The following is a 20,426-nucleotide window of genomic DNA, read 5'->3' on the forward strand; positions in this document are numbered from 1 at the left end:
TTCTGCTTCAGAGCCGTTCCAATGCAGCGCTGCTGCGCTCGAACCAGCCCAGGAGATAGTCAGCCAGCACCCTTGTGCGTCTGGGCAAACCGCCTTGATAAGGATGCACCAGATACAGCGGTGAGCTTCGGGTCTGATAATCACGCAGCAACCAGCGCAGACGACCGTCATTTACCTCAGCATGCACCATGTAGGAAGGCAGCCGAGCAATGCCGGCACCGACCAGCGCGCCCTTCTTCAGCAAACTGTAGTGGTTGCTGGCAAAAGGGCCGGCCACGCGCACGCGCATCAATTCGTGGTCCCTATGGTAGAGCCATTCCTCACGACCACTGTAATGGCTGTTAAGCAGGCAACGGTGCTCGCTCAACGCCATCGGATGGGTTGGTTCGCCGCAACGCTCAAGATAGGCGGGGCTGGCACAGGTCAACTCCTGCATGAGCAGCAGCGGCTTGGCAACCAGTCGCTCATCGTTTCCGACGCTGGAGCGAATGGCCAGGTCGAACCCGTCCTGGTGCAAGTCACGAAAACCGTTGTTCAGCTCCAGCTCGACCTGCACCAACGGGTACTCTTGGGAAAACTCCGTCAGCAAGCCTTCAAAAAATGTTTCACCCAACGACACCGGCACCGTAATCCGTACCGCACCGGACACTTCATCCTGCAATCGGGCCAGTGCCTGCCGGGCTCGCTCAACCTGAGTGATCAGTGCTCTGGCTTGGGGCAACAAGGCCGCACCCGCTGCCGTCAGGCTCAAGCGGCGCGTGGTTCGATGCAGCAACACCACTGAGTAGCTGGTTTCCAGAAACTTGATGCGCTTGGACAACTGGCCTTTGCTGCACCCCAGCCGTTGCGCGGCCAACGTGAAACTGCCCGCTTCGATCAGGACTGCAAACGCCGCCAGATCATCCATTTCACTCATTCGATTGTTTCCTTTTGAAAACCAAAGGTTGCCTATTAGCACGCTTATCAATGAAAAAAAGCCACCTTACACTGCAGTTTCATTCATTCACTTAAAGGACAGCACGATGAAAATTCTTTTGATTGGCGCCAATGGAACCATCGGCTCAGCGATCTACCAGGAACTGGCCCCTCGTCACGAGATCGTGCGCATCGGCCGCACAACGGGTGATTTCCAGGTGGATATTAGTGACAGCGCCTCGATCAGAAAACTATTCGAACGGATAGGTACATTCGATGCACTGGTGTGCGCGGCCGGGAATGTGAACTTCGTGCCACTGGCCAACATGACCGAAAAAGACTTTGCATTGGGTCTGCAGGACAAATTGATGGGGCAGGTCAATTTGTTGTTGATCGGCCGCGACTTCGCCAATGACGGCGCCTCGTTTACCTTCACCACAGGCATCACCAGCCACGACCCTATCCGTACCGGTGCCTCGGCCAGTCTGGTCAATGCTGCAATCGATGGTTTTGTTCGCGCAGCGGCTATCGAACTGCCTCGCGGTTTGCGGGTGAATTCAGTCAGCCCGAACGTGCTGCTGGAGTCGATGGCAGGTTATGCACCCTACTTCCGTGGCTTCAAGCCGGTTCCGGCGGCAGATGTGGCGCTGGCTTACGCAAAAAGTGTCGAGGGCTTGCAGACCGGCCAGACCTATCACGTCGGCTGAGCCCTTGTGATTGGGCAGCAGGGTCAGTAACGTGGCGCAACTTGTTTGGAGACCCGCCATGTTTGCCGCCCGTTCCGTTTTGATGTTTGCCCTGCTGCCACTATTCGCCGGGTGCCAGATGTTCAACACAAAGCCCGAGACACCCAATGCCGGCCTGCCGCGTATGCAAGGCGACCTGATCGGCGAAGGCGGTCAGTTGCTGTTCCAGCCGTGCAATGAACAGCGCCGGTTTGTGGTCAAGGACAGCGGCAATACCGGTGTACTGCAAGAGGCCGCAGGTCTGGCGGCTCGCAAAGGCAAGCTGTTCGCGGACCTGCGGGGCAGTTTCGTTGCGGGCACAACCCCGGGCACCGATGGCCAACTGAATCTGCAACAGCTCTATCGCGTCGAACGTTCGGGCGAGGCCTGTGACGATGCCAACTTCAAGCGCCTGACCCTGCACGCCAATGGCAATGGCCCGGCGTGGAACGTCAATGTCAGCGGCAAAGGCATGGTCCTCGAGCGTGAAGGCAAGGAGCCATTGGCCCTGCCCTACCTCGAAGAACAACTGCCCAACGGGCGTTTCAACCTCAGTAGCGAAGCCAATGACCAGCACATTGAGCTGTGGGTTGCGCCACAGCGTTGCATCAATAACGTCGACGGCTCTGTGCAGCATTTGACCGCAGAGCTGCGCATCAATGGCCAGGTACAGCGCGGCTGCGCCTATTACGGCGGTCTGCGCAACGACTGATTCCGCTGACCGGCTGTTTTTTGCCTGACGGTCACCCCTCGATACGGCTTATAATTGCCGGTTCGCGTAAAGCTGGCCCGGATACTGGACCCTGTCATGTTACGAATCACCGAACTCAAGCTGCCAATCGATCACCCGGAAGAAGACCTGCGGCCTGCACTCCTGCAGCGCTTGGGCATCGACAGTGATGAACTGCTCGACTTCACGCTGTTCAAGCGCAGCTACGACGCACGGAAAAAATCCTCTGAACTGTGCTTCATCTACACCGTTGACTTCACCGTACGTGATGAAGCGGCGTTGCTGCACACGCTCGCCGATGATCGTCATCTCAGCCTGGCGCCGGATGTCAGCTACAAGGTCGTCGGACACGCACCAGAGGGTTTGAGCGAACGCCCGATCGTGGTTGGCTTTGGCCCCTGCGGGATTTTCGCCGGATTGTTGCTCGCGCAGATGGGCTTCAAACCGATCATCCTCGAACGCGGCACCGAAGTGCGTCAGCGCACCAAGGACACGTGGGGCCTGTGGCGCAAGAACGTGCTCAACCCTGAATCCAACGTGCAATTCGGTGAAGGTGGCGCCGGGACGTTCTCCGATGGCAAGCTTTACAGCCAAATCAAGGACCCGAAATTTCACGGACGCAAGGTGCTGCACGAGTTCGTCAAAGCCGGCGCCCCTGAAGAAATCCTCTACGTCAGCAAACCGCACATCGGTACTTTTCGTCTGACCGGTGTGGTCGAACACATGCGCCATCAGATCGAAGCACTCGGCGGTGAAGTGCGCTTCCAGCAGCGGGTCACCGACGTATTGATCGATAACGGCCAGTTGCAAGGCGTGATCCTCAATAGCGGCGAGCAGATCAACTCGCGGCATGTGATTCTCGCGCTGGGGCACAGTGCCCGTGACACCTTCCGTATGTTGCATAGCCGTGGCGTGTACATGGAAGCCAAACCGTTTTCGGTGGGTTTTCGCATCGAACACCCACAATCACTCATCGACCGCGCACGCCTGGGCAAATACGCCGGGCACCCGAAACTGGGTGCGGCCGACTACAAACTGGTGCACCACGCCAAAAATGGTCGTTCGGTGTACAGCTTTTGTATGTGCCCTGGCGGCACCGTGGTGGCAGCGACTTCCGAGCTCAACCGCGTAGTCACCAACGGCATGAGCCAATACTCACGCAACGAACGCAACGCCAACTCAGGCATTGTGGTCGGCATCACACCGGAAGATTATCCAGGCGGTCCGCTGGCCGGGATCGAGTTGCAGGAGCGGCTGGAGTCCCATGCTTACATCCTGGGCGGCAGCACGTATGAGGCGCCTGCGCAGCTGGTGGGCGACTTCATTGCAGGTAGAGCATCCAGCGCACTGGGCAGTGTCGAACCGTCCTACAAACCTGGTGTGAAACTGGTAGACCTGGCCGACGCCCTGCCCGCTTACGCCATCGAAGCGATTCGTGAAGCGTTACCGGCGTTCGACAAACAGATCAAAGGCTTCGCTCAGCACGATGCGATATTGACCGGGATCGAGACCCGCACCTCGTCACCGCTGCGCATCACCCGCGACGACACCCTGCAGAGCGTGAACGTCAAAGGCCTGTTCCCGGCCGGTGAAGGGGCCGGTTATGCCGGTGGTATTCTTTCCGCCGGGGTCGATGGCATTCGCGTCGCCGAGGCATTGGCGCGGGATATGTTGGGGATTGTTGAGTAGATATCGACCTGTAGGAGGCCTCGCCGCGTCTGCGACGCCGCGCTGTCGCGCAGCAAATTGGGTTGCGATTTGTGTGTCGTGATTGGTGGCGGCGTGTCAGGTACGCCGCCTTCGCGAATGAATTCGCTCCTACAGAGATTTTGATCTGCTGTTGGGATTTGGAGTGAATTGACTGTCGAATTACGGCAAGGCCCCGTTTCCAGAAGGCCGAGCGCAGGCGTTGCGCAGGGGGTAACGAGGCAAGGATGCCGAGTAAGCCGCACGGGGCCAGGGACGGCCCCTTGCGGCGACCCCCGGAGCAACGCCGGAGCGAGGGAAGTCCGAGCCTAAGCGAGGATCCGTATGGAGGGGCAAGCCTTTTGGTTACTTTTTGGCGTCTGAAAAAGTGACACGCTGTAAGAGCGGAACCGTAATTTCAGCACACCCAAATGCCGGATATACATGTCAAGACCAGCGCCAACTCATTGTTTTTAAATGATTAAAAATCAGTTTGATGGGAGCAGGCTTGCAACTACGCGTCCCGCTGCGAATGAACCAAACTCGGTCGGGCTTCAAATCCCCGCGCGCAGTATCCCTTCTGGCAAGGCCTCGCCCCGTTCGGCGCAGGCCGTTACGCTGTCGATCAATCCTGCCAAATCATAGCCCTGGGCCTGCAACCAGCCTTGATCGTAATAGGTCGTTGCATAACGCTCCCCGCCATCACACAAAATCGCCACGATAGACCCGGACTCACCCGCTCTCACCATTTCCCGGGCTGCCAGCAGTGCACCGATCAGGTTGGTCCCACTCGAGCCACCGACACGTCGGCCTAAACGTTGCGCCAGGTAATGCATGGCCGCCAGCGACAAAGCGTCCGGCACCTTGACCATCGCATCGATCACCTTGGGCAGGAACGAGGCTTCGACCCGAGGCCGGCCGATACCTTCGATTCGCGAACCGCAGTCCAGACGCAAGCTCGCATCGCCACTCTGGTAATAGTCAAAGAACACCGACCGCTCGGCGTCGGCACATAGCACCCGAGTGCAATGCTGGCGATAGCGCACGTAGCGGCCTAGCGTCGCGGTGGTGCCCCCTGTGCCCGGGCTTGAGATCAACCAGCTGGGTTCGGGATAACGCTCGAAGCGCAGCTGCTGGAAGATCGACTCGGCGATGTTATTGTTCGCGCGCCAATCAGTGGCCCGCTCGGCATAGGTGAACTGGTCCATGAAATGCCCGCCGCTTTCATGGGCCAGACGTTCAGACTCGGCATAGATCTGCGTCGGGTCCTGAACCAAGTGGCTTTTGCCCCCATAAAAGGCAATTTGCGCGATCTTTTCCTGAGACGTACTGGCTGGCATGACGGCAATGAAAGGCAACCCCAGCAACCGTGCGAAGTAGGCCTCGGAGATTGCCGTGGAGCCGCTGGACGCCTCGATCACCGGGGCGCCGGCTTTGAGCCAGCCGTTGCACAACGCATAGAGAAACAGCGAACGCGCCAGGCGATGTTTGAGGCTGCCGGTCGGGTGACTGGACTCGTCTTTGAAATACAACTCGATTCCGGGTAAGCCGGGCAATTCCAGAGGGATCAAATGGGTGTCGGCGCTGCGCTGAAAATCCGCTTCGATAATGCGGATCGCTTCACGGGCCCAGGGACGGTTATCGCTCATTATCAGGTTCTCTTTGTGTCAAACATGTTCGAGGCCACAACAACGCGCTGCACCCCGAGCCACAGAGTAAAAGAAGTGGCTGCAGGCTGACTCACAACCAGAATCAGGACGCCAATTCTAAGAAAGATCCTACAAGCCGAACAGGTACAGTGGCGACGCAATTAGTTACATAACTGCTAGGCTATTTTGACTTCTGCAACAACGCACACATATATAACAAAAAAGAATATAACTTTTGTTTTAACAACTAACAGTACAGGTTAGGGTGTCAGCCCTTTTGAACAAATCATGGAGAGTGCCCTTGGCTCTGCGTAGTACATTCACGCGTTTCTTTCAGATGGAAGCGGCCAGCGGCCTGTTACTAATCGCTGCGGCGGCGCTGGCGCTGATCATCAACAACTCACCCTTGGCCTGGTTGTACAACGGCCTGCTCGACGTCCCCGTGGTCGCCCAGGTCGGCGCCCTGAAAATCGCCAAGCCTTTGCTGCTGTGGATCAACGACGGGCTGATGGCCCTGTTCTTCCTGCTGATCGGGCTTGAGGTCAAACGCGAGGTACTGGAAGGGCATCTGTCCAAGGCGTCGCAAATTGTCTTGCCGGGCGCAGCTGCGATTGGCGGCATGGTGGTGCCCGCCCTGATCTTCTGGGCCCTGAACAAGGACGACCCGTCGGCACTCAGTGGCTGGGCCATCCCCATGGCTACCGACATCGCGTTCGCCCTGGGCGTACTGGCCTTGCTCGGCAAACGGGTGCCGGTGTCGCTCAAGCTGTTCCTGATGACTCTGGCGATCATCGACGACCTGGGAGCGATCATCGTGATCGCGCTGTTCTACTCGGGCGAAATGTCGAGTTTGTCGCTGATGCTGGCGGCGCTGTCCATCATCACCTTGATCGCAATGAACAAACTGGGCGTGATCAAACTCGGCCCCTACCTGATTATCGGATTGCTGCTTTGGATCTGCGTACTCAAAAGCGGCGTGCATGCGACATTGGCTGGGGTGGTGCTGGCGTTCTGCATACCGCTACGGACTAAAAACGCCGAGTCCTCGCCGCTGCTGAGCCTGGAACACGCCCTGCACCCATGGGTCGCCTTTGGCATCCTGCCGCTGTTCGCCTTCGCTAATGCCGGCGTACCGCTGAGCGGGGTAACGCTGGAGAGCTTCACTCATCACGTCCCCATGGGCATCGCTGCGGGCCTGTTGCTCGGCAAGACGCTGGGCGTGTTCGGCCTGACCTGGCTGGCGGTGAAAACCAGCATGGCCACGCTGCCGACAGGGGCTAACTGGGGGCAAGTGTTCGGCGTGTCGATCCTGTGCGGGATCGGCTTCACCATGAGCCTGTTTGTTGGCTCCCTGGCCTTCCTGCCGGGCGCCAGCGAATACGCCGGCATGGACCGCATGGGCATCCTTACTGGCTCGATTCTCGCCGCGCTGATCGGTTACGCAATAACCGCAATGGCCAGCGGTAAAAACCACAAAGCGTGACGCCTTGCTTTGACCAGAAAAAAAAGACCCCGGCTAAATGGCCGGGGTCTTTTTTACAGGTTACACAACCGTTTCAAGGCTTAGTGAGTAACGCGACTCGTACCATTCACGGTCATGATGCGTACGCGCTCGCCGACCCGGAAAACTTCGTTTTCCGCAACGGCCTGCACATAGGCGCGCATGGCACCGTCGTCTTCACGCACGGTGATTTCCACACCTTGCGCACTGGTCATGCCTTCTTCCGCAGCCGAACCCAGCAGGCCACCGGCTACCGCGCCGACGACAGCTGTAATGATACTGCCGCGGCCACCACCGACCGCGCTACCGGCCACACCGCCGACGATTGCGCCAGCGCCGGCGCCGATTGGGGTTTTGGTGCCTTCGATTTTCACGGGGCGCAATGAGTCGATGGTGCCCATACGTACGGTCTGTACTGTCCGGGCCTCATCGCGGGAATAGGAATCTCCGGTCAGACTTGAGGTACAGCCGCCCAGTGTCAATGCCAAGGCAGTGAACGAAGCAACCAACAGAACAGACTTACGCATAAGATCATCTCCAAAAGAACAGATAGCCATTAGACTCCGCGCCAAGAACGCTGTCACGGCCCGCAAAGAGAATTTTACTTTCATTCAGCGGGAATACAGCAACGGTTTACGCCTGATTCATAGACGGCCGTGATGTAAATTAATTCAAAAAATTACCGCGAGAAAGGATGTTATGGACTACTTCATCATTGCTGTCGCCACCGTATCCGCTTTGTACTTCCACTGGTGGCTGCATAGACGTATCAAGCGCTGGATGGACCGTGATCTGGCGTTATCACTGGCGGGCAGTGATCCCGAAAAGAGGGCGTTCATGCTGCAGCGCCTGGAGCAGGCACAGCAGCAGAAAATCAAACGCCGCGATCTATCCGCCTGGCTTCAAACCGCTGCCGCGCAGGCTCCGGCAATCCCGACGCCAGAGGTCGGAGTGCCACGCGATTAAGGGGCTAACCGCTCGCGGACCCACTGCTGGTTATCCAAACGATAATTCAAGCGGTCATGCAGACGGTTTGAACGTCCTTGCCAGAACTCTATCCGTTCAGGCAACAGGCGGTAGCCGCCCCAGTGTTCAGGGCAATGCGGTTGGCTGTCGCTGAAGCGCTGCTCGGTGATTTTGAGCAGTTCTTCGAGTTCGGCGCGATCGGCAATGACCTGACTTTGCGGGGATGCCCAAGCGCCAAGACGGCTACCCAATGGACGGACCTGATAGTAAGCGTCCGAGTCTTCAGCGCTGACCTTGACCACCCGACCCTCGATGCGTACTTGTCGCTCCAGGGTCGGCCAGAAAAAGGTCATCGCGGCGAAAGGACACGCCACCAATTGCCGACCTTTGTCGCTCTCGTAATTGGTGAAGAAGGTAAAACCCAGTTCATCCAGCCCTTTGAGCAGCAGAATCCGGCAGTGCGGACGCCCGTTTTCATCGACAGTCGCCACGGTCATCGCGTTGGCCTCCACCGGCGCCTGCTCGGTTTTGACTGCCTCGTCGAACCATTGGCGGAACAAGGAAAAGGGCTCGTCCGGCGCCAGGGCTTCGGTCAAACCATCACGGGCATACTCACGACGCATATCGGCCAACGCTTGGATCATGACGTGCTTCCTCGCTGAAAATCCCTGGACAGTACCTTAATTGGACTTGGCTTGATCGGGTACTGGCTCAACTTTCTTCGCTGGCGCTGCAGCCTTGGCTGGAGCGACCTTGGCCGGAGCAGCCTTTTTAACGGTAGCGGTCTTTTTCGTGGCCGATGCTTTCTTAGCAGTACCTTTCTTCACAGTACCTTTCTTCGCCGGTACGGCCTTCTTGGCGGGCATGGCTTTGGCGTCAGATGCCGCAGGCGTCGGCGTCACAGATTTCGCGGCGACCAGAATTGGAGCAGGAGCCGGCATATTGTATTTGCTGAGCAAGGCCAGCATGGTGATCCGTGGCGTCATGACGATCTCGACCCGACGATTCAACGAGCGTCCTGCCGTACTGTCGTTAGCTGCCCGCGGCATCAACGAACCCATGCCACGCAGGTTCAAACGATCACGCTCCAGACCACTGAGACGGAAAATCGCTGCCACTGACTGGGCACGGTCCTGGCTCAACTTCTGATTATCAAGGTCGACGCCGACGCTGTCTGAATGGCCCAGTACGAGCACTGCCGTTTTCGGATCGTTTTCAATCAGTTTGGCCAGGCGACTAATAGGGCCCAAGCTCACCGGCATCAACATGTTCGGGCGTTTCGGGTTGAACGAACTGTCCGCCGGAGCGGTAATCACCAGCACGTTCTCATGGCGTTCCAGCTCGAAGGGGCTGTCTTTGATGGCCAGACGCAAGCGCGGCTCATAATCATCAAGCCAGGCCTGGGTGATTTTCGGGTCAGGCATCGGGATTGGAGCCACGGCAGGAGCGGCTTTCACCTCGTCCTTTTTATTAGCCCCGAACGGCCACCACCAATGGCTATCGGAATCGGCTTTGGCGACGACCGGCACGGGCTTGGCATCGGGTTTAGCCACAGCAACTTCGGGTTTTGGCGCTATGGGTTCAGCCGTTTTGGGTACGGCAGCTTTATCAGGGCCGGATTGGGCAACCTTGTCGGAACCAAAGGACCACCAGTGGCCGCCCTCGGCGGAATCATTCTGGGGAGATTGAGCGCAGCCGGTAACAGCCAGGCACAAAGCAAAGGCGACACTTTTGTTAGATGACATTGTTGACCCACAAAAATAATTAAGCCGTAATCGGGCTTGAAAGAAGCTCATTTAAACAACGCTTTGGAAGCAAATCCGCCACACAAGTTCCCTTGGCGCAGCCTTAACAGACAGCCGGCCGGACTATACACACTCGCCCAACACCCGCGCCAGCTTCTGTGCGCGTGGGTCCATCAAGACGTAAGGCCCGAGCGTATTGGTAACGAAACCGAAGGCGACCTCTCGCTCAGGGTCGGCAAAACCGACGGAACCGCCTGCGCCGGGATGGCCGAAGGCTTTAGGGCCCAACCCAAACGTGGCATTAGGCACCTGCGGTTGATCAAGCATGCATCCCAGACCGAAACGGGTTTGGGTCAACAAGGTTTTGTCTTGCCCGATGCTGTGTTCGCGCGTCAACTCACTCAGCAACTCGGCTTCCAGCAAACGGCCGTCGAGCAGGCCGCTGAAGAAACCCGCAAGGCTACGGGCATTGCCATGACCATTGGCGGCGGGTTGCTGCATGCGCCGCCATTCAGGTTTATTGGTGCTGGTCATGATTGACGGAGGATTGGTGAAGGCCCGCGCGGTCATGGACGTCGGCTCGCGCATGACCGCGTGCAGCAGGCGCTGCGCAGCTTCATCGCCTACGTTGCCCTTGCCACGAGCAATATATGCAACACGATGAAACTCTTCATCCGCCAGCCCGACATGAAAATCCAACCCCAAGGGACGGGCAATACGGGCCACGATGGACTCTCCCGGACCACGCCCATCGGCACGGCGCAGCAGTTCACCCACCAGCCAACCATAGGTGATGGCGGCATAGCCGTGGCCGTGGCCGGGTGTCCACCAGGGCTCTTCCGCTGCCAGCGCATCCGTCATGGATTGCCAGTCATACAGTGCTTCGGCAGGCATGAGGTAGCGCAACGCTGGCAGACCCGCCTGATGGCAAAGCAATTGGCGTAACGTGATTTTCTCTTTGCCAGCAGTAGCAAACTCGGGCCAGAGGTGGGCGACAGGTTCATCCAGATGCAGTTTGCCTTCGCCGACCAATTGCAACGCGGTGACCGCAGTGAATGTTTTGGTGCAGGAAAACAGATTGGCGATGGTGTCGCTGTGCCAGGCCTCAGCGCCATCCTTGTCGGCCGTGCCCGCCCAGAGGTCGAGCACGGTTTCCCCGCCGATCTGGATGCACAACGCGGCACCGCGCTCCTGAGGATCATCGAAGAGTGCAGCAAACGCTTCACGCACTGCTTCGAATTTAAGCTCGAAATGACCCTGAATCTGCACGCTCGCTCCCACAACTGATCTACAAAGTGGCGTGTATTGTTCCAGCGATTGAGCGCTTTGGGAACAGACTCAGGCGACAGGGTGGCAATTAACGAGTATTGCCACCATGACTGCCTGCGGTGCCTTTACCGCTGTTGCTTGCGCCGTGCTTGCCGCCCTCGTTTTTATCAGTGCCTACAGGGGCCGATTGGATCTTGGCTTTTTCGGCAGCGCTGGCGCGAACCTCTTTATTAATAACGTCGGCCACCTGCCCGTTACTTTTGCGCACGGCTTCGACAAAGCCCTGGAACGGCACATCAGTGATGCCAACCAAGCCCACGTGACCATTCTCACCATCAAGCAAACGCCCGGTCACGGGTTGATCGAGGTACTGAAACCAGTGCACCCCGACGATCGACGGCTCTGCCAGCGCCTGCTTGAGGAAGTTGGCGTACGCCGGGCCGCGATCTTCTTCTTTGGCGACTTCCATCATGCCGCCCCAGAACGGGCCGCGATCACGCGAACCAAAGTGGAATTCGCCAACCAACACGGGCTTGCCCAGTTCGCGCAGCTGAGCAAAGTCATAACCATCTTGAGGTTTAGGTGTGTAGAAATTGAAACTCAGTACGTCGCAATACTGGGCGCAAGACGCCACGGCCTCCGGGGTGCTGACGCCAAAACGCCCCCCCAATAGCAGGTGATTGGGCGCGTGCCATTTCAAGGAGTCGGAAATGGTCTTGAAGTACGTATCGGCGAATACCCGCTGGAAGTTTTTAAAATCAGCCTCTATCTCAGGGTGTTCAGCGCTCGGCAACGGCGGCTCGAACCCTGGGTCTTCCATCAGTTCCCACGCAGGAAGATCGATACCCCACGCTTTAGACAGGCCTTCCTGGTTACGGTACTTGTCTCGCAGTTGCTTGAGGAATGCACGCTTGGCTGGCGCATCGGTGGTCATTTTCAACGTACCGTACGCCAAGGCGTAGCGCGATTTCGGGTCATCACCGGGGCCAGCCCACGCCAACTCGTTATCGGCAAAATAGCCCACAAGCCAAGGATCGTCGCGGTGATCTCGGGCGGCGATGGCCACGGCGCGCTCGGTAGCCATGGCAAAACGCGGATCGAACGGATCCGGCATGCCACCCCACAAGTCCTTGCCGGTGCTGATGCTGTTGTAATCCCCGACGATGGACAGCGGCAAGGTATAGGGCACGCGTTCATTCACGCCCAGTTCCGGGGCGCTCCAGTTGCCAATAGTGTTGAAACCCCAGGCTTGCAGACGATCCAGCGTGTGGCGGGTCCAGCGTTTGGCATCGACAGTGGGCGAAGCACAATCAGCGGGGGTCGCCACGGCCACGGCCTGATCCTCCACAACCGCGTGAGCGTCGGCCTGGGCCGCTTGTGCAATACCCGCTTTGGTTTCGCTGTCGCTTTCAGCAGGATGGCTTTGCGACACCTTGGCGCATTTTTCCTGGCCGTACGTGCGCTGCAGGTTCGCGCCGTAGAAATCAAACCAACGGCCCTGATTGAAACTGCGGTCCTTGTTGGCGCCTGTATTACTGCGGTTGTCGCCCTTGCCATAAAAAATGGCCAGGGGATCGGCGTCTGTCGGCAAGGTCGAGAACATATGCTCGCGGCCTTCAACGTAGGTCCGACTGTCGTCCGCAGTCACGGCGTTCACACCCAAGGAGTAGAACGGATGGCCCTCAGGGGTCACCAAGTACCAGCGCCCGTCGAGTCTCTCGGTGCGAAAAAAACCCTTGGCTTCAAAGGTTGGACCCTCGAGCCAGCCGCCGAACTTGTCCTGCTTGGGCCGATCAGCCAGCCAGGTCTTAAGCTGCTGCTGCTCCTTGATCGACGACGCTTTCAGTTGCTCATCGTTGACGATTTTTTCCGGCCATTTGCCGCGGGTGAACTGACCATAGGCATCCACGATATTGTCGTAGGCGGCTTTCTGAATCACGTCCCCCTCCTGCACGCCGAAACGCTCAAGCAGAATGCTTTGCGCCACATTGGGCCGGCTCATCGCCACGGTGACCGAGACCACCTGGCTGCGATCCAAGTCACCCTCGGCATTGACCACTAACACGCGCTGACCTTCATAGGTCCACGGCATCGGTGGGCCGGCACGCATACCCTGACTCCGGGATGAGCTGGCTTGCAGGGGAATAAATAAGGTCTGAGCGGGCCCGGCGGGCAAATCGACACGGCTGTTGATCACCTTGCCATCAGCACTCTGGATCTGCACATCGAGGGTCAGCGCCCAGTCCATAGCGTTCTGGATGCGTAACGTCATGGCGCTGTCATCGGACCAATCCCACGCGCCGGTCTGTGGTGTCAGACGCAAGCTGGGGCGAGCCACTGGATTGAACGTCACGCGGCGCAATACTTCGCCTTCTGCCGTCTGCTCAGCGTTGGATTGCGGCAGACTCGCATCCTGCGTTGCTATCTGAACCACATCGGCGGGGCGAACGAAGTTGAACAGCGTCTGTTGCCCGTCCGTAGCCGCCAACAGCGGGCCGGCAAACAACAGCGCTAAAACCGTAGACAACAAACAGCGAATCATTTGATTAAGTTCTCCTAAACGACCCGTTGATGGCCTGAATTTGAAGTGACAAACAACGTGGCAAACATGGACCGGACCGAGCTAAGACCCGATTCGGTGCCAATGATGCCCGACAGCTTGTCAGGAAATTTCGCGGCGGAACGGAGGCAGCGCGTTGAGGATCGCCTTGCCGTAACGCTGGGTGACCACTCGTCGGTCGAGCAGCGTGATGGTGCCGCGGTCTTCTTCAGTGCGCAGCAAACGCCCGCAGGCCTGGACCAGACGCAACGAAGCGTCAGGCACGGCAATTTCCATGAACGGGTTGCCGCCACGGGCTTCGATCCACTCCGCCAGGGCCGCTTCCACTGGATCATCGGGTACGGCGAACGGGATCTTGGCGATCACCACGTGCTCACAGTAAGCGCCGGGCAAATCCACCCCCTCGGCAAAACTGGCCAGGCCAAACAGCACGCTGGACTCACCGCTGTCGACTCGCGCCTTGTGCTTGTTCAGGGTTTCCTGCTTGGACAGGTTGCCCTGAATGAAGACCTGCTTGCGCCAGTCGCGCTCGAGGCCGTCGAAGACTTCCTGCATCTGCTTGCGCGAGGAAAACAGCACCAGGGTGCCCCGCGAGCCTTCCACCAGTTTCGGCAGTTCGCGGATAATTGCGGCGGTGTGCGCCACGGCATCCCGTGGATCAGCTTTGAGGTCCGGCACGCGCAACACACCCGCGTCGGCGTGATGGAACGGGCTCGGCACTACAGCCGTCACCGCGCCTTTGGGCAAGCCGGCGCGCATGCGAAAGCGATCGAACTTACCCAGTGCGGTCAGGGTCGCTGAGGTCACCAGAGCACCGTAAGCAACGTTCCACAGGTTACGCCGCAGCATCTCCGCCGCCAGAATCGGGCTGGCATTGACTTCGATATCGAACAAAGAGCCGCTGTCCGCCAGGGTCAGCCAGCGGGCCATGGGCGGGCTGTCTTCAGGATCTTCAGCGGTGAAGGCCGTCCACAACTCCCAGTTACCGTGGGCGCGGGCCAGCAGACTGCCGAACAACGGGTACCATTCTTCGGCCTGATGGCTGGCGATGCCAATGTTGACCTCGCCATCCATGCCCTCCTTAAGCAGCTCGGTCAGACGCGTGAACAGGTCGTCAAGCCGGGAAAATCCCTTCTTCAGCTCAATGCCCATGTCACGCATGTGCTCGGGCACCACGCCACCGACGAAGCGGTGACGTGGGCGCTCGCGGCCTTCCATGTCTTCACCGGCCTTGAAATCGGCCAATTGCTCGCAGGCGGCGAACATGAACTGTTGCTGGGTCTTTATCTCTCGGGCCAGTTCCGGCACCTGTTCGATCAGCTTGCCCAAGTCACCCGGCAAAGGATGCTGGGCCAGCAGCTTGGCCAGGTTCTTGGCGGTCTGCTCCAGCCAGTCCGACGTCGAGCGCAGGCGTGTGTAATGGGCAAAGTGGCCGATGGCTTTATCCGGCAGGTGATGGCCTTCGTCGAATACGTACAGGGTCTCGCGCGGGTCGGGCAAAACCGCGCCGCCACCCAGCGCCAGGTCGGCCAGCACCATGTCGTGGTTGGTGACGATGACATCGACTTTACTCATGCCCTCGCGCGCCTTATAAAAAGCACATTGACCGAAGTTCGGGCAATGGCGATTGGTGCACTGGCTGTGGTCGGTGGTCAGGCGCGCCCAATCCTGGTCTTCCAGCGCTTGCGGCCAGCTGTCACGGTCGCCGTCCCATTTATTGCCGGCGAGCTTTTCGATCATGCTGGTAAACAGCTTCTGACTGGCCTCATCGACTTCGATCTTGAAGCCTTCTTCTTCGAAAAGCTGGGCAGTGGCGTTGGTTGCGTCACCTTCCTGCAACAGCATGTCGAGCTTTGACAGGCACATGTAGCGGCCACGACCCTTGGCCAGGGCGAAGCTGAAGTTGAGCCCGCTGTTACGCATCAGATCGGGCAAGTCCTTGTAGACGATCTGTTCCTGCAGAGCGACAGTCGCCGTGGCGATCACCAGACGCTTACCCGCCGCCTTGGCGGTCGGAATCGCCGCAATGGCATACGCCACGGTCTTGCCGGTCCCCGTGCCCGCCTCGACGGCGACCACTGCCGGGTCGCCCGAACGCCGGCCTTCTTCGTCAGTGTCGATGTCCCCCAGCACTTTGGCGATCTCGGCGATCATCAACCGCTGGCCATAGCGCGGCTTGAGGCTTTTGGCTTCGAGGAAACGCGAATAGGCGCCCTGGATCTGGGATTTGAGTTCGTTACTGATCATTGGCTTAGAGCGCTACGAATGCTGGATGAAGGTGCTGGATAAATTTTCAGTGTTTCTGAGAGGCCGCTATCATACCGTGCTAATTCCTCTCGCGCAGAATGGAGTACCCGAATGACCGCTTTCGCCCTTGTCTACACGTTGCATGTACTGGCCGCCCTGGTCTGGGTCGGCGGTATGTTCTTCGCCTGGATGGTCTTGCGCCCGGCGGCCGGTGTCGCCCTGGAAGGGCCGACGCGCCTAAAATTGTGGGTCCAGGTGTTTCCGCGTTTTTTTCTCTGGGTTTGGGCCGCCGTCGTGGTATTGCCCATCACCGGCGTGGGCATGATCCATGTGCAGTTCGCCGGCTTTGAACTGGCGCCGCGTTATGTGCAGGTGATGATGGGCTTGTACGTGGTGATGGTGGCGCTGTTTATTCGCATCCACTCGCTGCAATTGCCTGAACTGCGTCGTGCTGTGGCAGCCGAACAATGGCCAGAGGGCGCGGCTGTATTGGGCCGTATTCGCCGTTTGGTGGGGATCAATCTGATCGTGGGACTGGCGCTGGTGGCCGTGGCTGCGGCTCGACCTGGGTTTTAAGGGTGGAAGCGGTGTGTCAGGCACACCGCTTCAAGCCATTCGCAAGCCCATTAAAGAATGTGCTTGCTTACAACCGCTGCAAGGTCATCGCACCATTGGGGCCTGCCGCACCAGGCTGGCCCGGTTGACCTGGCTTACCGGATTTGCCGCCGTCAGCACGGTAAACCAGGCAACCTTTGGAAGCCCCGCCCTTGCCAGCAAGGCCACCCTCACCCGCCAGACCACCCGCGCCGCCGCTGACTTGCACATTAACGCGCGCCGCCGGAAAGCTTTGCGGCAACTCGATACGTACTTGCGCACCCGCCGCACCGTCATGACCATTGCCACCGTTGTCGCCATCGTAGCCGCGACCCGCCTGACCCCAGGTACAGCCCGGCTCCTGGCCATTGGCGCCATCGAGGCCGACAAAACCGGGCGCGCCCGAACCACCGCGAGCGTCGACCGATAATGCTTCTGCGGTCAGGTTTTCCAGACGCAAGGTCAAATTACGGCCAGGCAATGCCGGTTTGAAGAACGTACCGGGAGCGCCACGGGCAGTAATCTGGCTACCTGGCGCCAACTCACCACGACCTACCACCAGATTGAAATTCTGTTCGCTGGGCACAATCGCAATCCGCGCTTCGTGACCCAGTATCAACTCTCCCACCTTCACTTCAGACAGGCCGGCAGGAATCAGCAAGGTGCCGTAATCGCTGACCTCCAGGCGCTCAAGTTGCAAGACGCTGGTTTTACCGGGCAGACGCAGCAGCGAATGCGGCTCGACCGTGACGACCTGAGCGATAGCCATCGGGCTGCACAACAGGGCCAACAGACAAAGATTACGCATGAGTACTGTCCGCCGATGGGTGGGAAATGGACTGAATATGAAAGATACCGAACACTAAAATTTTCCCACGGTCGCGCCAAGGATGGGTACGCCCGCGCAGGCTGCTATTGAACAGCAGCAACTCAAGCAGATGGGTCAACAACGCAAGGCTCCCGGCCAGGCTGAGCACCACATTGAACGGGCTCGGCAGCGCAGTGACCTGATTGACCAGCACGACCAGCCAGAATCCCAGCGTCAACACCTTCCCCAACCCCCAAAACAACTTCATACGTCCCCCTGACAATTTTTCTTTCGCGCACATTAACGGCTTATGCGCGAAATGTGCCAGCTACCATTAAAAAATGTTCAAGCCCCCCGATTAAAGGTGCTGCCTGCTCGGATAAAAAAGCAGCTAACGCAGATGCTGCGCACAGGACTAGGCCATCTCGCCACAGCAGGCTAGTCTTGCCACTCAATTGAGGATTTTCGATGACTGAAGGCTTTTCTACGCGCACGCCCCAACAGGCGCTGGCTGCATTGCTCGATCGTTACGCGCCCAAGCGGTTGCTGCTGATCGGTGCCGGAAGCTTCCCTGCACTTGAAGCGTTTCTGGCGGCCCACCCAGGCACCGAACTGGCCCACGCCACACCCGGCGCCTTACCGACCGAGCTTGCCGCGCAACGATTCGATCTGGCACTGGCGGTCGATTGCCTGGAGCATGTACCCAAACGCACCGGCTTGGAACTGCTGGGCGGGATCCGCAACCTCAATGCCAGCCGCATCGCCGTGCTGGCGGATCTGCACGCGTGCGGCTGGCAGGACACCGACTTCTATTCATTGGCACTACAAGCCAGTGAACGCTTTGCCCGTGAAGAACAGATCCTCACCTTGTTCACTTACGATCTGCGTGAATACAAACAAGTCCCCGACTGGCTGAACGCGAAGTTTTGGGCTAATCCAGAGAATTTCGGCAAATACTGGTGGTAAGTCATGAGTAGCTCGATCTGCCCGTGTGGCAGCGGAAACGTGCTGGACACCTGCTGTGGGCATTATCACGCGGGCCTCCCCGCCCCTAGCGCGGAAGCCTTGATGCGCTCGCGCTACAGCGCCTATGTATTGGGCCTGATCGACTATCTGCTGGATACCACGCTGCCCACACAGAAGGCCAGTCTGGATCGTCAATCGATCAGTGACTGGAGCGCGAAAAGCACGTGGTTGGGCCTGAACGTCGAAAACGTGGAAGTGTTCGGCGGCAAACCCGAGCATGCGTTTGTGACCTTTGTCGCTCGCTGGCATGACAGCGATGGCGAACACAGCCACCGTGAACGCTCGGCCTTTGTGCAGAACGATAGCCGTTGGTATTTCATCGACCCCACAGTCCCCCTCAAAGCGGGACGCAACGACGCATGCCCCTGTGGCAGCAAGCAAAAATTCAAGAAGTGTTGCGCCGGTTATCTGAGCTGAACTCAGTTCAACTCAACGTCAGATGCGAGGTGTCTGGCGCCCGGCCAAGCGTGGGTTTTTCAAGCTGCCCCATGTCACTGCCCAACGGCGCCAGGCTCATTTGCGACAGATCCAGAAGGGGCGTCTGCGGCTCGGCCTTCGGATCCTGCAGGTTGCTGCCCACCTCTGCGATCGAGAAGTCAGGTGCCTCCACCTCCGAAAAAGCCGCCATATAAGCGTCTCGTGGGACGACAGGCACGTGGAGGTCTGGTTGATGAGTCGAGCGGCAATCGGCCGATGCATCGGGCGGTGGAGCCAGTTCCACTTCCTCCACTTCGACCTGCATGTCCACCATCTCGGCCAGCGCACCGGCACGCTCCAGGGTCGAGCGGTACTTCTCTGCTGCGATCTTATCAAGATTGTTTTTAAGCACCAGTCGGCGCCCGGAAAACAGCAGCGCGATCCGCTGGGCATCAGCCTGAAACAACTTCGCCAGGTTCGCCTCGACCCGCTCGCGTTGCGCGCCGGGGACCAATTGGCCAGTAAAGACAATTTCGTAAAGGTTCATGGGCCATACTCCGGCTGCAGGTAGCCCAAGTATGGCGCACGCTCATGCTCACCGGTCAAGAGGTCGTATTCATAGTCCTATTGGCTTGGGGGCATTCAGGTGATCAAGGTCTGGTTTGCTCCACGGGTCAACATGCGTCATCAGGTTCAATACTCGATGAAGCTGCATCACGTTCTGACGCGCCTCAACTGCAATCGCATGCCCCGCTTCGACGGTAATCGAAGCATCCACCTCTATATGTGCGTCGACAACTATCATGTCGCCCATTTTGCGCGTCCGTATATCGTGAACACCTTTGATACCCGGCGTTTCAATTAGCGTATTGCGAATGGTAGCCACTTCTTTTTCATCCGCAGCACGGTCCATAAGGTCATTCATAGCATTCCAGCTAAACGACCACCCCATCCTGGCAATCATGCAACCCACTATCAGTGCAGCGATGGGATCAAGGATGGGGTACCCCGCAAGGTTGCCTGCAATGCCGATACCCACCACCAGCGATGACGCAGCATCTGAGCGCGCATGCCAAGCATTAGCAACCAGCAGGCTGGATTTGACCTTCTTGGCAACCGCCAACATGAAACGAAACAGTAACTCCTTAGTTATAAGCGCGGCCCCGGCGATCCATAAAGCCATGACGTGCACGGTTTGGATAGTCTCAGGGGCTTCCAGCTTACTAACGGCAGACCCTACCATGCCGACGCCCACCGCCAGCAACAGCAACCCCAGCACCAGCGATGCGGCTGTTTCAAAACGCAGATGCCCGTAGGGGTGATCTTCATCAGCGTCTTTTTTACTATTGTGGCTGGCGAACAACACCACGAAATCTGCCACTAGATCCGACAATGAGTGGATACCATCGGCAATCAGACCTTGAGAGGTTGACACTATCCCTACCGCAATCTGAGCCACGCTCAAAACGAGATTTACCCCGACGCTTACCCAGGTGCAGCGAGAGGCCGCGGCTGCCCGCTCAACAGGACTATAGAGCTCGTCCTCTGGATCGTCAGCGAACTCGGGATGATTCATTTATAGCGTCTC

Annotated in this window: 20 protein-coding genes; 8 read left to right on the plus strand and 12 right to left on the minus strand. The window is 58.3% G+C overall.

Annotation, left to right across the window (positions count from 1 at the left end; all coding sequences use genetic code 11):
- Nucleotides 1-7 precede the first annotated feature (7 nt).
- On the minus strand, nucleotides 8-916 hold the full coding sequence (locus tag AC1ME2_RS07920; protein WP_480440242.1) for a LysR family transcriptional regulator: 909 nt from the start codon (nucleotides 914-916) through the stop codon (nucleotides 8-10).
- 106 nt (nucleotides 917-1,022) lie between these two features.
- On the opposite strand from AC1ME2_RS07920, the gene AC1ME2_RS07925 reads away from it, so the two are divergent.
- The 3 genes from AC1ME2_RS07925 (at nucleotide 1,023) to AC1ME2_RS07935 (ending at nucleotide 4,059) form a co-directional block, all read left to right on the plus strand.
- Nucleotides 1,023-1,622 (plus strand): short chain dehydrogenase, encoded by a 600-nt coding sequence (locus tag AC1ME2_RS07925; RefSeq protein ID WP_480440243.1) that lies wholly within the window; start codon nucleotides 1,023-1,025, stop codon nucleotides 1,620-1,622.
- Between the two features lie 58 nt (nucleotides 1,623-1,680).
- Nucleotides 1,681-2,352, plus strand: coding sequence for a COG3650 family protein (locus AC1ME2_RS07930; RefSeq protein ID WP_480440244.1), 672 nt, complete (start codon nucleotides 1,681-1,683; stop codon nucleotides 2,350-2,352).
- A gap of 96 nt (nucleotides 2,353-2,448) precedes the next feature.
- Complete coding sequence (locus AC1ME2_RS07935; RefSeq protein WP_480440246.1) at nucleotides 2,449-4,059, plus strand: NAD(P)/FAD-dependent oxidoreductase; 1,611 nt, start codon at nucleotides 2,449-2,451, stop codon at nucleotides 4,057-4,059.
- Nucleotides 4,060-4,610: 551 nt separating this feature from the next.
- On the opposite strand, the gene AC1ME2_RS07940 is transcribed toward AC1ME2_RS07935, so the two are convergent.
- A complete protein-coding gene (locus tag AC1ME2_RS07940) occupies nucleotides 4,611-5,705 on the minus strand; it encodes a PLP-dependent cysteine synthase family protein (protein WP_480440247.1) in 1,095 nt (364 codons plus the stop codon).
- A gap of 301 nt (nucleotides 5,706-6,006) precedes the next feature.
- On the opposite strand from AC1ME2_RS07940, the gene nhaA reads away from it, so the two are divergent.
- Nucleotides 6,007-7,188 (plus strand): Na+/H+ antiporter NhaA, encoded by a 1,182-nt coding sequence (nhaA, locus tag AC1ME2_RS07945; protein WP_480440248.1) that lies wholly within the window; start codon nucleotides 6,007-6,009, stop codon nucleotides 7,186-7,188.
- 80 nt (nucleotides 7,189-7,268) lie between these two features.
- Here nhaA and AC1ME2_RS07950 read toward each other — a convergent pair whose 3' ends face one another.
- The gene (locus AC1ME2_RS07950) at nucleotides 7,269-7,733 is read right to left on the minus strand and encodes an outer membrane lipoprotein (protein WP_480440249.1); all 465 of its coding nucleotides are present in this window, start codon (nucleotides 7,731-7,733) and stop codon (nucleotides 7,269-7,271) included.
- Nucleotides 7,734-7,905: 172 nt separating this feature from the next.
- On the opposite strand from AC1ME2_RS07950, the gene AC1ME2_RS07955 reads away from it, so the two are divergent.
- On the plus strand, nucleotides 7,906-8,172 hold the full coding sequence (locus tag AC1ME2_RS07955) for a hypothetical protein (protein ID WP_480440250.1): 267 nt from the start codon (nucleotides 7,906-7,908) through the stop codon (nucleotides 8,170-8,172).
- On the opposite strand, the gene pdxH is transcribed toward AC1ME2_RS07955, so the two are convergent.
- From pdxH to dinG, 5 genes are all read right to left on the minus strand, one after another.
- A complete protein-coding gene (pdxH, locus tag AC1ME2_RS07960) occupies nucleotides 8,169-8,816 on the minus strand; it encodes a pyridoxamine 5'-phosphate oxidase (RefSeq protein WP_480440252.1) in 648 nt (215 codons plus the stop codon). The two genes, AC1ME2_RS07955 and pdxH, sit on opposite strands and share 4 nt — an antisense overlap.
- Before the next feature lie 36 nt (nucleotides 8,817-8,852).
- Nucleotides 8,853-9,917, minus strand: a complete 1,065-nt coding sequence (locus AC1ME2_RS07965) for an OmpA family protein (protein WP_480440254.1) — start codon at nucleotides 9,915-9,917, stop codon at nucleotides 8,853-8,855.
- 123 nt (nucleotides 9,918-10,040) lie between these two features.
- The gene (locus tag AC1ME2_RS07970; protein WP_480440256.1) at nucleotides 10,041-11,186 is read right to left on the minus strand and encodes a serine hydrolase domain-containing protein; all 1,146 of its coding nucleotides are present in this window, start codon (nucleotides 11,184-11,186) and stop codon (nucleotides 10,041-10,043) included.
- Between the two features lie 88 nt (nucleotides 11,187-11,274).
- Complete coding sequence (locus AC1ME2_RS07975; protein ID WP_480440258.1) at nucleotides 11,275-13,728, minus strand: beta-agarase; 2,454 nt, start codon at nucleotides 13,726-13,728, stop codon at nucleotides 11,275-11,277.
- A gap of 120 nt (nucleotides 13,729-13,848) precedes the next feature.
- Nucleotides 13,849-15,993: an ATP-dependent DNA helicase DinG gene (gene dinG, locus AC1ME2_RS07980; protein ID WP_480440260.1), complete on the minus strand. Its 2,145-nt coding sequence runs from the start codon at nucleotides 15,991-15,993 to the stop codon at nucleotides 13,849-13,851.
- Nucleotides 15,994-16,104: 111 nt separating this feature from the next.
- Here dinG and AC1ME2_RS07985 point away from each other — a divergent pair, with 111 nt between their 5' ends.
- A complete protein-coding gene (locus AC1ME2_RS07985; protein ID WP_480440262.1) occupies nucleotides 16,105-16,569 on the plus strand; it encodes a CopD family protein in 465 nt (154 codons plus the stop codon).
- Between the two features lie 67 nt (nucleotides 16,570-16,636).
- On the opposite strand, the gene AC1ME2_RS07990 is transcribed toward AC1ME2_RS07985, so the two are convergent.
- Together AC1ME2_RS07990 and AC1ME2_RS07995 are read right to left on the minus strand one after the other, a co-directional pair.
- A complete protein-coding gene (locus tag AC1ME2_RS07990) occupies nucleotides 16,637-17,395 on the minus strand; it encodes a collagen-like protein (RefSeq protein ID WP_480440264.1) in 759 nt (252 codons plus the stop codon).
- Nucleotides 17,388-17,663, minus strand: coding sequence for a DUF1145 domain-containing protein (locus AC1ME2_RS07995; protein ID WP_480440267.1), 276 nt, complete (start codon nucleotides 17,661-17,663; stop codon nucleotides 17,388-17,390). Before AC1ME2_RS07995 ends, AC1ME2_RS07990 begins: the two co-directional genes overlap by 8 nt.
- A gap of 200 nt (nucleotides 17,664-17,863) precedes the next feature.
- On the opposite strand from AC1ME2_RS07995, the gene AC1ME2_RS08000 reads away from it, so the two are divergent.
- Both AC1ME2_RS08000 and AC1ME2_RS08005 read left to right on the plus strand, forming a co-directional pair.
- The gene (locus tag AC1ME2_RS08000; protein ID WP_480440268.1) at nucleotides 17,864-18,361 is read left to right on the plus strand and encodes a DUF6231 family protein; all 498 of its coding nucleotides are present in this window, start codon (nucleotides 17,864-17,866) and stop codon (nucleotides 18,359-18,361) included.
- A 3-nt stretch (nucleotides 18,362-18,364) separates the two neighbouring features.
- Nucleotides 18,365-18,838, plus strand: a complete 474-nt coding sequence (locus AC1ME2_RS08005; RefSeq protein ID WP_480440270.1) for a YchJ family protein — start codon at nucleotides 18,365-18,367, stop codon at nucleotides 18,836-18,838.
- Nucleotides 18,839-18,845: 7 nt separating this feature from the next.
- Here AC1ME2_RS08005 and AC1ME2_RS08010 read toward each other — a convergent pair whose 3' ends face one another.
- Nucleotides 18,846-19,385 (minus strand): hypothetical protein, encoded by a 540-nt coding sequence (locus AC1ME2_RS08010; RefSeq protein WP_480440272.1) that lies wholly within the window; start codon nucleotides 19,383-19,385, stop codon nucleotides 18,846-18,848.
- 69 nt (nucleotides 19,386-19,454) lie between these two features.
- On the minus strand, nucleotides 19,455-20,414 hold the full coding sequence (locus tag AC1ME2_RS08015) for a cation diffusion facilitator family transporter (RefSeq protein ID WP_480440273.1): 960 nt from the start codon (nucleotides 20,412-20,414) through the stop codon (nucleotides 19,455-19,457).
- Nucleotides 20,415-20,426: the final 12 nt, after the last annotated feature.

Source organism: Pseudomonas sp. ASL9 (assembly GCF_056680335.1).

Excerpts from the sequence above, each read along its gene's own strand:
- AC1ME2_RS07920 (WP_480440242.1), bottom strand. The coding sequence starts at position 916 with ATGAGTGAAATGGATGATCTGGCGGCGTTTGCAGTCCTGATCGAAGCG.
- AC1ME2_RS07925 (WP_480440243.1), top strand. The coding sequence starts at position 1,023 with ATGAAAATTCTTTTGATTGGCGCCAATGGAACCATCGGCTCAGCGATC.
- AC1ME2_RS07930 (WP_480440244.1), top strand. The coding sequence starts at position 1,681 with ATGTTTGCCGCCCGTTCCGTTTTGATGTTTGCCCTGCTGCCACTATTC.
- AC1ME2_RS07935 (WP_480440246.1), top strand. The coding sequence starts at position 2,449 with ATGTTACGAATCACCGAACTCAAGCTGCCAATCGATCACCCGGAAGAA.
- AC1ME2_RS07940 (WP_480440247.1), bottom strand. The coding sequence starts at position 5,705 with ATGAGCGATAACCGTCCCTGGGCCCGTGAAGCGATCCGCATTATCGAA.
- AC1ME2_RS07950 (WP_480440249.1), bottom strand. The coding sequence starts at position 7,733 with ATGCGTAAGTCTGTTCTGTTGGTTGCTTCGTTCACTGCCTTGGCATTG.
- AC1ME2_RS07955 (WP_480440250.1), top strand. The coding sequence starts at position 7,906 with ATGGACTACTTCATCATTGCTGTCGCCACCGTATCCGCTTTGTACTTC.
- pdxH (WP_480440252.1), bottom strand. The coding sequence starts at position 8,816 with ATGATCCAAGCGTTGGCCGATATGCGTCGTGAGTATGCCCGTGATGGT.
- AC1ME2_RS07965 (WP_480440254.1), bottom strand. The coding sequence starts at position 9,917 with ATGTCATCTAACAAAAGTGTCGCCTTTGCTTTGTGCCTGGCTGTTACC.
- AC1ME2_RS07975 (WP_480440258.1), bottom strand. The coding sequence starts at position 13,728 with ATGATTCGCTGTTTGTTGTCTACGGTTTTAGCGCTGTTGTTTGCCGGC.
- dinG (WP_480440260.1), bottom strand. The coding sequence starts at position 15,993 with ATGATCAGTAACGAACTCAAATCCCAGATCCAGGGCGCCTATTCGCGT.
- AC1ME2_RS07985 (WP_480440262.1), top strand. The coding sequence starts at position 16,105 with ATGACCGCTTTCGCCCTTGTCTACACGTTGCATGTACTGGCCGCCCTG.
- AC1ME2_RS07990 (WP_480440264.1), bottom strand. The coding sequence starts at position 17,395 with ATGCGTAATCTTTGTCTGTTGGCCCTGTTGTGCAGCCCGATGGCTATC.
- AC1ME2_RS07995 (WP_480440267.1), bottom strand. The coding sequence starts at position 17,663 with ATGAAGTTGTTTTGGGGGTTGGGGAAGGTGTTGACGCTGGGATTCTGG.
- AC1ME2_RS08000 (WP_480440268.1), top strand. The coding sequence starts at position 17,864 with ATGACTGAAGGCTTTTCTACGCGCACGCCCCAACAGGCGCTGGCTGCA.
- AC1ME2_RS08005 (WP_480440270.1), top strand. The coding sequence starts at position 18,365 with ATGAGTAGCTCGATCTGCCCGTGTGGCAGCGGAAACGTGCTGGACACC.
- AC1ME2_RS08010 (WP_480440272.1), bottom strand. The coding sequence starts at position 19,385 with ATGAACCTTTACGAAATTGTCTTTACTGGCCAATTGGTCCCCGGCGCG.
- AC1ME2_RS08015 (WP_480440273.1), bottom strand. The coding sequence starts at position 20,414 with ATGAATCATCCCGAGTTCGCTGACGATCCAGAGGACGAGCTCTATAGT.